The sequence below is a fragment of the Butyrivibrio sp. genome (assembly GCF_024699075.1).
Window position 1 is genome coordinate 1 of record NZ_JAILQF010000247.1, and the last position, 12,721, is coordinate 12,721.

The 12,721-nt window shown below is 34.1% G+C and carries 10 protein-coding genes; 7 read left to right on the forward strand and 3 right to left on the reverse strand.

All coding sequences use genetic code 11. From position 1 onward, the window contains the following. Window positions 1-346: 346 nt before the first annotated feature. Both K6G87_RS10060 and K6G87_RS10065 read right to left on the reverse strand, forming a co-directional pair. A complete protein-coding gene (locus K6G87_RS10060; protein ID WP_296836576.1) occupies window positions 347-1,354 on the reverse strand; it encodes a ParB/RepB/Spo0J family partition protein in 1,008 nt (335 codons plus the stop codon). After that, window positions 1,354-2,220, reverse strand: a complete 867-nt coding sequence (locus K6G87_RS10065) for a ParA family protein (protein WP_296836578.1) — start codon at window positions 2,218-2,220, stop codon at window positions 1,354-1,356. The genes K6G87_RS10060 and K6G87_RS10065 overlap by 1 nt, the downstream gene beginning before the upstream one ends. A gap of 318 nt (window positions 2,221-2,538) precedes the next feature. On the opposite strand from K6G87_RS10065, the gene K6G87_RS10070 reads away from it, so the two are divergent. After that, a complete protein-coding gene (locus K6G87_RS10070) occupies window positions 2,539-3,210 on the forward strand; it encodes a hypothetical protein (RefSeq protein ID WP_296836579.1) in 672 nt (223 codons plus the stop codon). On the opposite strand, the gene K6G87_RS10075 is transcribed toward K6G87_RS10070, so the two are convergent. After that, window positions 3,207-4,337, reverse strand: a complete 1,131-nt coding sequence (locus K6G87_RS10075; RefSeq protein ID WP_296836580.1) for a DUF3810 domain-containing protein — start codon at window positions 4,335-4,337, stop codon at window positions 3,207-3,209. The two genes, K6G87_RS10070 and K6G87_RS10075, sit on opposite strands and share 4 nt — an antisense overlap. Before the next feature lie 143 nt (window positions 4,338-4,480). Between K6G87_RS10075 and K6G87_RS10080 the strand changes: the two genes are divergently transcribed. The 6 genes from K6G87_RS10080 to K6G87_RS10105 all read left to right on the forward strand — a co-directional run. After that, the gene (locus K6G87_RS10080) at window positions 4,481-6,241 is read left to right on the forward strand and encodes a phospho-sugar mutase (RefSeq protein ID WP_296836582.1); all 1,761 of its coding nucleotides are present in this window, start codon (window positions 4,481-4,483) and stop codon (window positions 6,239-6,241) included. A gap of 498 nt (window positions 6,242-6,739) precedes the next feature. After that, entirely contained in the window at window positions 6,740-7,609 is an 870-nt protein-coding gene (locus K6G87_RS10085; protein ID WP_296836584.1) for a hypothetical protein, read from the forward strand. Window positions 7,610-8,449: 840 nt separating this feature from the next. Then, the gene (locus tag K6G87_RS10090; RefSeq protein WP_296836596.1) at window positions 8,450-8,731 is read left to right on the forward strand and encodes a metal-sensing transcriptional repressor; all 282 of its coding nucleotides are present in this window, start codon (window positions 8,450-8,452) and stop codon (window positions 8,729-8,731) included. A 223-nt stretch (window positions 8,732-8,954) separates the two neighbouring features. Further along, window positions 8,955-11,567 (forward strand): heavy metal translocating P-type ATPase, encoded by a 2,613-nt coding sequence (locus K6G87_RS10095; RefSeq protein WP_296836586.1) that lies wholly within the window; start codon window positions 8,955-8,957, stop codon window positions 11,565-11,567. A 200-nt stretch (window positions 11,568-11,767) separates the two neighbouring features. After that, a complete protein-coding gene (locus K6G87_RS10100; RefSeq protein ID WP_296836589.1) occupies window positions 11,768-12,217 on the forward strand; it encodes a hypothetical protein in 450 nt (149 codons plus the stop codon). 55 nt (window positions 12,218-12,272) lie between these two features. Continuing rightward, on the forward strand, window positions 12,273-12,721 hold a 449-nt coding region (locus K6G87_RS10105), incomplete at its 3' end, for a hypothetical protein (RefSeq protein ID WP_296836592.1).

Genomic DNA, 12,721 nt, shown 5'->3' on the forward strand with positions numbered 1-12,721 from the left:
AGATTTATTCATTGGATATATTACTCATACTTCCCATTTTGTAAACACCTATGATCTATGCATATTTGATAACTTGGCAGTTAATAAATTATGGTTAAGTCAAAAATATCATTTGTTAAATGTCTAAGGAAATCAAATTGCAAGTAAAGAACTAATCTCTATGTACGAAGTTTTAGTGTAGTATTTATGAAGTGTTCTTTATGTATTAAATAGCATTATATTTTTTTTAATAAAACAAAAAGATCGCTGATATAGTCTCCAGCGATCTTTTTATAATTATTTTTTATAATAATTGTGTATGCATATGTTATATATTTGTATATCTTAAATATACTTATGAATAATATTATTTTAATAGCTTTAGTATTCTTGTCAGATGATCCTTAAGTGCAAGCCTTTCATTCTCATCAGTGATCTTGGAGATGTTCTTTTCAAATTTAGTAAATGAAGCTTCGTATTTATCATAGTAGGATTTTACTACTTTTGTTTTAGCTGGCTTTGATTTTTTTACATGTTCTGTTTCTTCTTCTATGATATCTTCTTCTATTTCCTGATCTCCAAAAAGATTTACAAACGCGATCTCTCCAAGAAGCTCATTTCTCATATTTTCCAGATTTTCATTTGTGCTGTCATTTTTTATATTTTTAATAAATTCCGTCAGTTCGTTTCTGGAAAATTCTCTTCCATTATCAATTGCTTCTTTGATCATCTTTATTGTTTCATCCTGAGTAGATTCTGATAATGTACTCATTGTGGAAGCAATTGAAAGGGGAATTATTCCATCTGATTCTGCATCTATTACAGCCTGTGTGCAATCATTAAGACGCATATATCTTTTTACGGTTGTTACTGAAGTACCAAATTCACTTGCTATTTCGTTTAATACATTTCCTGTAAAGCCTTCCTTTTTAAGGATACTTTTTAAAAGATTTATCTGTCTTGTAATATATATACTTTTACCACTGGCAGCTGCATATATACTTCCACGAGAATGAATATTGAAAGCAAGTAGAAGTCTCTGCCTGTCTGTTTCTTTTTCCGGGTATGGGCTTACTACGCAAGGGATGAGCTTATTATAACCAATCATTTTCAGCGCGCGTACTCTTCTGTGACCGGAATATATTTCATATGTTCCGTCACGCTTATCCCAAACATTTATTACACCTCTGAAACCATCTTTTTTGATTCCATTTGCGAGGTTTTGAATTGATTCTTCATCTACACCACCGAATAATTCTTCGTTTTCCTTGTTTTCTACGAGTTTATCGAGTGCTATGTTAAGACTTTGAGAATCTTTCTGCTGATATTTGGCTGCTATTACGTTGCTGTTAACATGCATTGATTGTCTTGGCATTAGTTCTCCTCTTTCTGTTCAATTCTGTATAATATTTCTTTAGTTAAAGCTACATAGTTCTTGGCTATCTGACATCCTGGTTCATACCAACAAAGTGGAATTCCATTATCCAGTGACCAGTTAGCCTGTGAAGCTTCTTTAGTATAGGTATCAAAAAGATTACTTCCAAGAAGCCCTTCTAGTTCTGCAGTAAGTTCTTTTGCATAAGAATCATTACCATTAACTCTTACGCTATAGAAACCAAGATGTTCCAGATGATTATTAATACTCTTTCTTTCGGAAAAGAATGTGCTGAAAGAAGGAATACCATCTTTACTATTTGGATCTACATGTACTGGAGTTACTACATAATCACTTGATTCAAGTGACATCTGATTCAAAGGCCCTATAGATGAATCCATATCTATAAGAACGTAATCATAGTCACCTACTTCTGCAAGAACCTTATTTAGTACTTCTTTGCTTATAGATCCTGTACTTATTGTCTGCTCGACATTTGACAATGTAGTTTCTGACATATCCTTATTCCTAGTACAGATGATATCTATATTATGATATGAAGGCTCTTCGCCGTTTTTGGTTGGGAACATACATTGTTGAATAGCATCTTTTACTACAGCTTTTCTCATTCTTTGAGGTGCTAAAAAGCAATCTTCTATGGTGCTGATTCCATCTATCCAGGCATAACTGCCACCATTTTCGAGAGTTTTGTATGACATATATCTCATTGTTAAGTTTGCCTGGGGGTCGGTATCTATTACTAATACTTTAGCGCCGTAATTTTTCGCGAGAACCGCTGAAATATTGAACACGCTGGTAGTTCTTGTTGCCCCACCCTTGTTAGAGTAAAAAGATATTGTTCTCATTTTTTTCTCCCATGTATTTATTTTATTCTTTCAAATTATAGCATATATAAATTGGTATGAAACATAATTGTCTATAAAAATATCAAAACTTTTCTGTTTTTATTAAAATTTTTACTTTTTAGGGGCCACGGTGACCCGTATTGTTAAAAAAATAACATAAAGGTTCACGGTGGCCCTTAAAAAACAGATGAAAGAGCCGGAAGAATGTGATATCATAATAGAAAGTTCTATATATTTCCAAAAGTAAAAAACATATGCACTTCATTTTTGGCACGAGTTGTAAAAGCAATAGACCAAATTGCACAAGGAGGGTGCTCTATGACTTCATACACAGAAAAGGGATATGAAATATATGAAGGCACAACATATAGCAGGGATAAGCGAAGGAAAGATAGTCTTTTGACAACTGAATATAAAAATGCTGCACGTGATAATAACGATATTGCAACAAACAATAAAAATAAAACAATATCATATGAACCAGCAGCAGTATATGAAGGTTCAACATATATTCCAAAACAGGTCACATATAAATCACCACAAAAAGTCAAGAAAGAATCGGAGAATACAAGTAACAATAATGAAATTGCGGCTCAAAAGGAAGAACAATTTGAGCAAATATCTGAAGCTTCTTTAAAAGGTCAACTAGAAGCTTATAGAAGGAATAATGCTGCAAGTGTTTGGAAACTTCTTTCAAGTGGAGATCTTGCTGTTGGCTCAGAATCTAAGACAAGAGCAAAAGCAGACGTTTCGGAAGATGGTTATTGGGGCGTTAAGCATACATCTGAGAGATTGTTTGATTTTGCAAAGACTATGTCAGGTGGTAATTCTGATATAATGAAGAATATGAGAAGCAAGATGGATATGGCTGTTGAATCAGTAACAAAAGAATGGGGAAGTGAGCTTCCAGGCCTTTGTCAGGAAACAATCCAAAACACCCGCAAACTATTTACTGAATATCTGGCCTTGAAAGGTGAGATAATAAGCTAATCATTATAATCATGATAAGTGATAAGAAGGTCTACAACGTGGTTATAACTAAGCTTTCCTTCTTCTACACCATTAACCTTAAGCGTAGTATCGACGAAAGTATCGGCTGCGCTTTTTATTGTTTCGGTAGATATAAATGAATGGGAATTGACATAGTCCCAGGCTTCTTCTGTCAGAAACTGATCATCGTACCACACAAGATCACTTACTTCTACATGTGATCTGTAAGTATCGATATCTACAGATTTATAAAAAGCGTTATTTACATAATTTAGAACACTTATGTAGCCGCTATATTGAAAAAATGGATCATCAGAATTTATACATGCCATAAAACCTATAAGATTTGCTTCGTCCTCGAATATATATCCGCGAGTATGAGAAAGCTCATGACACATAGTAAAAGGTTTGTTTGAAATAGACATAAGACCATTGATATTTGCTTCCATGGAAAAAGGAAAGTAATATCCCTGCATATATTGCTGGCTCATAAAGACAGAATTATCGAGAGTTTTAGGAGTTACCTGATAACCATCCATTCGTTCAAAAAGGCCGTCAAGCTTTTGCATTGCTTTCTTTGCTTCAGACTCCATATCACCGGTATAAATGATATTACCGGATGAATCGCGTTCAAAAGTAACTGCGTAAGCATTAAGCTTATTTACAATATGATCCCTTAGAAGAGTTAACTCTTCTAGTGTATAACTATGATTGCAATCCATCTGTGAACACTGATACAAAGAAAAGCAGTTTAGATTCATCACAAGATATATAATGGTCAAAACCCATGATATGAACCTTAGATATTTTTGGATAAATACAGGAATATGAAATTTGCGATCTTTATTTTTTCTAAATAAAAAAACAATTAGTGAAAACAATAAATAAATGAAAACAACTAATAAAAGTCCCAAAAGAATAAGTCCTACAAAAATAAGCTTTTCACCAAAAGAAAAAGGAAAAAGACTAGTAAATCGGCCATAAGTATTGATCCAAATAGGAAATATATTGCTGGTATACCAATCTGCAAAAGATGAGGAAAATATACAAACTATAATAAAAATAGTAGATAAAATTAGAATTGATAACTGTATTTTTATTGAAAGAGTAATCTTTTTTTTATTCACTATAAGACCTCCGGATAAAGAACTGTATATTGCAACTTAATTATAGGCCTTTAAAGAATGTACTGGCAATAACAAGGTTTTGCCGAATAAGAATATATGTGCGATAATAATTACGTTAAATATCATTCGAAAGGAGAAAAAACATGAATTACAAAGAAAGATGCACAGAATGGTTATCAAAACTCCCCAAAGATGATCCTCTTTACATAGAACTTGATGAGGTAGTTAATAAGAGCAAGACGGATCCTAGTGCTGAGGCAGATATTGAGGACCGTTTTTATAAAGAATTATCATTTGGTACTGCAGGACTTAGAGGAAAAATAGGTGTTGGGACTAATAGAATGAATTTCTACACAGTAGGAAGAGCAACACAGGGTATTGCTGATTATATCAAAAAGTTCGGACAGGAAGCTATGAATAAAGGAGTAGTTATAGCTCATGATCCACGCCATAAATCAAAAGAGTTTTCAAGATATACAGCTTCAATACTTGCAGCAAATGGAATAAAGGCATATGTTTTTCCTGATCTTCGTCCAACACCTGAGCTTGCATATCTTGTAAGGAGACTTGGAACAATTTCAGGAATAAATATTACTGCATCACATAATCCCAGAGAATATAATGGCTATAAGGCTTATTGGGAAGATGGATGTCAGGTAGGCCAGGAAATTGCTGATGGAATGACAGAATGCATTCTTAAAGTGGATTATTTTAATGGTGTACAAAAATATGATTTTGATAATGCTGTAAGTGAAGGTAAAATTATTGTTCTTGGACCTGAATATGACAGAGAATACCTTGATAAAATTGAATCATTATCAATCCATGGGAAAGATGAGCTTGATCTTTCTATACCACTTGTATACACACCTTTAAATGGAGCTGGCAGTATTCCTTTCACCCAAATGCTCAAAGACAGAGGCTTTACAAATTGGCAGATAGTTGATGAACAAAAGGATCCTGATCCTGATTTTACCACAGTTGGATACCCCAATCCTGAAGCTCCTGCAGCATTTAAAATGTCAGAAGAGCTTGGTAAGAAGATAGGCGCAGAACTTTTAATGGCTACAGATCCTGACTCAGACAGATTTGCAATAGAGATACTGTCAGATAATGGTGAATATATTCCGCTTAATGGTAATCAGACAGGATATTTGCTTGTAAATTATATACTTGAAGGACATAAGAGTGCAGGCACACTTCCATCTAATGGAGCAATGGTTAAGTCAATAGTAACATCAACAATGACAACCAAAATGGCTGAATCATATGGAGTGGAGATGTTTGAATCTCTTACCGGATTTAAGAATATATGCGGAAGAATCCCCTTCCTCGAAGAAAATAAATATCAGTATTTGTTCGGATATGAAGAGTCAGTAGGATATTCAGCATGTATCGATATCAGAGACAAAGATGGTATCAGTGCAGGTATGCTTGTTGCTGAAGCAGCTGCATATTACAGAAAGCAGGGCAAAACACTTTGGCAGGTACTTACTGAGCTTTATGAAAAGTATGGCTTTTATGATGAATATGAACCTAATATGGTTCTTGAAGGAATCGAGGGTGCAGAGAGAATTGGTCGTATGATGGATTACATTCGAAGCAATCCGCCAAAGGAAATTGCAGGAAGAGAAGTAGTAAATATTATAGATTACCTGAATGGTTCAGAAGATATCAGACATCCGGAAAACAAAATTCCTGGAACAAATGCTCTTAGATATTTCCTTAAGGAGAACGATGAAAACCTTAAAGAATCAGACACATGGTTTTCAATAAGACCATCAGGAACAGAGCCAAAGATTAAATTCTATTTCTACACAAAGCAAACAAGTAGAGAAAAGGCACTTGAAGCGAATAAAGAAATAAGTAAAGCTGTAATGGATATTATTAATGCAGTTAAGTGATATAGAAGTTAACAATTCATAGTAACAGGTTTTATCATTTGAATAAAACAGCCTTAGAAATTCTGTATAAAGCAGATTTTTGAGGCTGTTTTTTGATGTATAAGTCAGTAAGCTGAAAAAGAATATCATTTGGCAATTGAATATGTAACTAAGTGATTTTATAACGAGCAAAAAGCGAGGCGTTTGCGAGTTTAACAATTTGATAAACTTATACTTCACACTTATAAACAATCTAAGTTCCTTTCAAATTTTATATCCTGTGCAGTTAATATAAGTTTTTTGAGACCCGAAAATCCTATATTAACTACCCAAGGTAATAAAATTGCAAGGATAGAAGTATTAGTTGATAAATAAAAAGCTCGTGAAACATTACGGATAAGCATGTATAATTAAATATATTACAAATGTATTGAAATATGGTAAAATAAGATAAAGGAAAGAAAAATAACCCCTGTAAAATAGGGAATAAATCAATCAACATGTTCGAGGTGTACTTTCGTGAAACATAGAAAAAAGATTATTACAAATAAATCATTTGCAGCAATGTGGGATGCTTCCTCAAAGGCAAAGTCTTATAGAGAACTATGCAGTATGGCATATGAAAGCAAGTATTTTAATCCTAAATATCTTGAAAAGAACAGTGGTATTGGTATTGAGGAATTCTATACTGCTTTGGAAAAAGTATACGAAGCATATAATACTTCTTTTTTTAATATAATGGAAAAGGCAGAGATATCAAATAGCGGACTTAGAGACTGCTTCTGTATTCCGGAAAAATCAATTGAGGCATGGAAGAGCGGAAGAAACAAATGTCCGGATTATATCAGACTTATGCTTTTAAGGTATTATCATCTTATAAATCTTGGTAAATACATCTACACAGAAGAATACGAGAATTACCTTAATAGTATACCAAAAGTATATGTAGAATCTGAAAAGGATAAGGATAAAAAAGTAAAAAGAAGTAATTCTGAAAAAGATAAGGATCAAAAAGTAAGAGGAAGTAATTATGAAAAAGATAATGATCAAAAAGTAAGAAAAAGTTATTCTGAAAAAGATAATAATAGAAAAAATACAGATGTAAACATATTGAGCGACGAAACACTACGCCTTGCAAAACATAATACTAAAGAGGATAAAGAAGAATACATTATTAAAGAAAATGAAAACATTAAAGAAAATGAAAACATTAAAGAAAATGAAGATTATAAAGATGATGAATTTTATGATCTTATAAACAGAATTCCATCAGTTAAATACGATCTTGATAATGACAGAGAAACAAAAAATAAAAAGAAAAATAATAGCATAGTAAATAAAACAAATTACCTGGATGATATTTTAAAAAGCCGAAAGAATAAAGAATAAGATCATATAATATTTGTTTAAGCTAAATATTCCTTCAATGTAACATTACATCCGAAAGGCAATTTCTTTGGATTTTCGATATAGAATCATTTGAAAACTGCATTGATATGCGGTTTGCATTCATTTTAGTGAATACAAGCCGCTATTTTATTGGACAAAATTATGAATGAGTTTGATTATATTTGGGAGACATATGAATAATTATATATAAAAATGATCAAGATAACCCATCACATTTAGGTGGTGGGAATATCTTGATTTCGGGTGCGGGGGTATAAGCCCCGTACCCGTAGAACTGCGTCAGCAGTAATTTTTATAACGAGCAAAAAGCGAAGCGTTTGTGAGTTTAACATTTAAGACTGATAAAAAATATCTGTATTACTTGAAGAAGGAACAACTGAATATCTACTAAAGATGGTATTACAAGATATCAGAGTATTTACTTTCTAAAACAAAATAATAATAATCAGAGTTTAATTGTATTATTGGGCTTAGGCCCTTATTGGACTGAAGCATAAATCAGAGTTCTCGCGTCATCATAGAATTTGAAGATGGGAGCGGATAATCCTGCACTCTTTGCCTTGACAAATGAGTGTGGGATTTTTTTATAATAATGTTGACACATACCCCCAAGGGGTATATTATCATATAAAGAAATACCCCCAAGGGGTATATTTGGAAACAGCAATATAAATAAGATAATTAATAAGAAACTGTAAATATCTGAGTAAATTATAGAAAGAGCATGATATGGCTAAGAAAAACTGTCCACACTGTGAAGAAAATAAAGAGCAGGAGAAAATTATAGAAGAAGCAGAAGCTTCTGTTAAGAACTGCTGTATGTCTGGCAAGACCAAAGAAAGAGCAGAAAAAGAGTACAAAGATCTTATAAATCGTCTCAGCAGAATAGAAGGCCAGATAAGAGGAATAAGAGGAATGATTGAGAATGATGCATATTGCGTTGATGTCCTGACACAGGTTCAGGCAGCAAGAAGCTCTCTTAACTCCTTTTCCAAGGTACTTCTTGCTAATCATGTGAAAACCTGCGTAAAAGATGATGTAAGACAGGGATCAGATGAGAAGCTGGGTGAACTTATAGATCTTTTACAAAAAATGATCTAATAAACAAAACGTAAGTATAGATAGTGAAAGTAAATATAAATTCGCTAAAGATAAAATCACTAAACTCAAATTTCGCACTTTATTAACTGCCCAAGGTAATCAAATGGCGAGAAAAGTCACGAATTTATATGTGTGAAGTCACTAAAGATATAATGACTATAATAATGAACAATCCTGATCCTTATTAAGAAATAGAAGTGACCAGGTATTAGAAAGGATTGTTATGGATAAATACGTTGTAACAGGAATGACATGTGCGGCATGTCAGGCGCACGTAGAGAAAGCAGTAAATAGCGTGGATGGAGTAAGCTCCTGTTCAGTATCTCTTTTGACAAACTCAATGAGTGTTTCAGGATCAGCTGATTCTTCAAGCATTATAAAAGCAGTTGAAGATGCCGGTTATGGTGCAAGCATTATGGGTGAAAACAAAGGGACTTCAAAAGCATCTGCAGCAATTGCTGAAAAAGAAGAAGCTCTTATCGACAGAGAATCGCCGGTGATCAAAAAGAGGCTGATTGTTTCAATTATTTTGCTTCTGGTACTTATGTACTTTAGCATGGGTGTTTCTATGTGGAAATGGCCGGCACCAGCTTTTATATCAGATAATATGTTGACGATCGGCATAATAGAGATGCTTTTATCCGGGCTTATTATGGTTATAAATCAAAAATTTTTTATAAGCGGATTTAAGTCTCTTATGCATGGATCACCTAATATGGATACGCTTGTTGCGATGGGATCCGGAATATCTTTTTCCTATAGTTTTGTAACACTGATAAGAATGAGTACAATTATGATGGAAAAAGTAAGTGACATGGATTCAATGATGGATTCAATGAAAGGTTTAATGAATGAACTGTATTTTGAATCTGCTGCAATGATAGTTACGCTTATTACAATAGGAAAATTACTCGAAGCAATCTCAAAAGGTCGTACTACAGATGCACTTAAAAGTCTTTTAAAACTTGCTCCCAAAAAAGCAAATGTAATAAGAGATGGAAAAGAGATAACAATTGATATTGATGATCTTGAAATTGGAGAAAGCTTTGTAGTAAGGCCTGGAGAGGCGATTCCGGTAGATGGCGTTATTATATCTGGGACTAGCGCGGTCAATGAAGCGGCTCTTACGGGTGAATCAATACCAGTTGATAAGTTTGAAGGTGATAAAGTATCAGCTGCAACCATTAATCAGTCAGGATTTATCACATGTAGAGCGACAAGGATTGGAGATGATACAACACTTGGTCAGATAATTCAGATGGTATCTGATGCAGCATCTACGAAAGCTCCTATAGCGAGAGTTGCAGATAAGATCTCAGGTATATTCGTACCAGCTGTTTTGATTGTTGCATTCGTCGTATTTGTGATCTGGATGATACTTGGAGCCCCGATTGCTACGGCACTTACAAGAGCTATAGCTGTACTTGTAGTCAGTTGCCCGTGTGCACTTGGCCTTGCAACTCCGGTTGCAATCATGGTTGGAAGCGGAATAGGTGCAAGAAACGGTATCTTATTTAAAACTTCTGCATCTTTAGAAAATACAGGACATGTTCAGATAGTAGCAATTGATAAGACAGGAACAATAACAGAAGGAAAACCAAAGGTTACAGATATAATAAGTGCTGACAATGTTTCTGAAGATGAACTGATGGAGTATGCATATTCTCTTGAAAAGATGAGTGAGCATCCTCTGGCAAAGGCAATTGTAGAATATGGAACAGAAAAGTCTATAAATGGGCATGAAATAAGTAATTTCGAAGAGATCCCCGGAAACGGACTTAAAGGAAGCCTTGGCAATGAAACAGTTGTAAGCGGAAACAGGAAACATGTAAGTTCATATGCTAATATTCCTGATAATATGATAAAAAAGGCAGATGAATTATCAGAAAAAGGTAGAACGCCTCTTTTCTTTGCCAAAGGAAATGAAATGCTTGGAATCGTAGCTGTAGCTGATGTAATCAAAGAAGATTCCAAGAATGCCATCAAAGAGCTTAAGGATATGGGCATATATGTTGTAATGGTAACCGGTGACAATGAGAAGACTGCAAAGGTTATAGGCGATGAAGTAGGTGTCAATGAAGTTGTGGCCGGAGTTTTACCTGATGGTAAAGAAGCTGTTATAAAAGAGCTCATGAAAAAAGGTAAAGTTGCCATGGTTGGTGACGGAATAAATGATGCGCCAGCCCTCACAAGAGCTGATATTGGTATAGCTATAGGAGCGGGAACGGATGTGGCAATTGATGCAGCGGATATTGTTCTTATGAAATCAGGACTTAGTGATGTAGTTGCAGCTATTCGCTTATCAAGAAGAACCCTTATTGATATATATGAAAATCTGTTTTGGGCATTTATTTATAATATATTATTGATACCTCTAGCAGCAGGAGCTTATACCAAGCTTGGACTTAACATGAGCCCGATGTTTGGAGCAGCGGCAATGAGTATTTCAAGCTTTACAGTATGCATGAATGCTCTTAGGCTTAATCTTATAAATATTCATGATCCATCTAAAGATAAGATGCTCAGTAATAAGATTAAAATTGATGAAAACGCGAAACTTCTGCCTGAAATGAATAATTCTAAGGTAGATGAAATAGAAAGTACAAATCAAAAGGAGAATATTATTATGACAAAGACAATGAATATTGAAGGCATGATGTGTGAACATTGCGAAGCAACAGTAAAAAAAGCTCTTGAGAATATCGAGGGTGTAGAGATAGCTAATGTTTCACATAAGAACGGAACTGCAGTAGTAGAATTATCAGGCAATGTAGCTGATGATGTTCTTAAGAAAACTGTGGAAGATAAGGATTATAAAGTAGTATCAATTAATTAATCCGAAAAAGTAAAAATCATACAGTAGATTAAATCCCTGTACCACGTTGATTTCCTAAGGTGCAGGGATTTTTGTATACAAAATTTTGGCAAATATTATTTTGAATATATATCTGAATTTTCAAATGATATAAGCCGATATACAAAATGCACGCTGATTTAATAAGGTTTTTCATTCTGCGTTGAAAGACGGAGGTAAAGATGAACAAAGAGTTATATGATGCGGTTTTTGGATACGGCGATTCTAAGATTGATCCTTTTGCAAGTACAGAAGCTGATTTTGATTCCATTGTCAAAGATATGAGACTTGGCGGATATGAGATCACTTCTCTTAATGTAGTAGAATTTATTTTGCTTAATGAGTGTGATGTTTTAAATACTATAAAAGCAGCAATAATAGATGAATCTAAAGATCTTCCAAATAGAGAAGATTATTGCAGGCAGAATTATGGTATTTCTTTTAAAGAATTGTTTGCACTTGAGCCAAAGACTGATATTGAGTGGGATATCAAGAGCGGAAGTGTAATAATATTCTTATCAGGTGAGGCACAGTTTAAAGAAGATGCTTATATGAAGGTGTTTGGATCTGCTTTGCAGGAGTTCTGTACTAAAACAGGCTTTACTTATGTGAAATTGGGTGAGACAATGTAATTGGTAATACGTACTTTCTTTATCTAAAAAATAATCATCAGGAGGGAGAAGGGTTATGGCTGATGTAGATGAGAGCACGTTGTCTGAAAATGAGATACTAACACAGATTCGAGATTTTGAAGAAAAGCAGCTAAAGGTTGCAAAGCGAACATCAAATTTACTGCTTGCAATGACTGTAATTATTTTAGTTGCAGTAGTAATCATGGTTCCTGCAATGCTTAAGACTATGAGTAAAGTATCAACAACTGTTGATAAAGCAAACAGTTCGCTTGACGAAATCACAACTACCGTTCAAAAGGCTCAGACTACTCTTGAAGGAATTGATGAAATGTCGCAAAATGCAAGCCTTGCTGCAAGTAACATGAATCAGTTTATGGAAGAAAATTCCGAGTCTTTGACAGAATCAATTAAGGCTATGTCAGAGGTTGACTTTGAGGGACTGGATCAGGCTATAGAGGATTTGCAGACTGCAGTAGGTCCTATGGCCGAAATGGCTAAGATTTT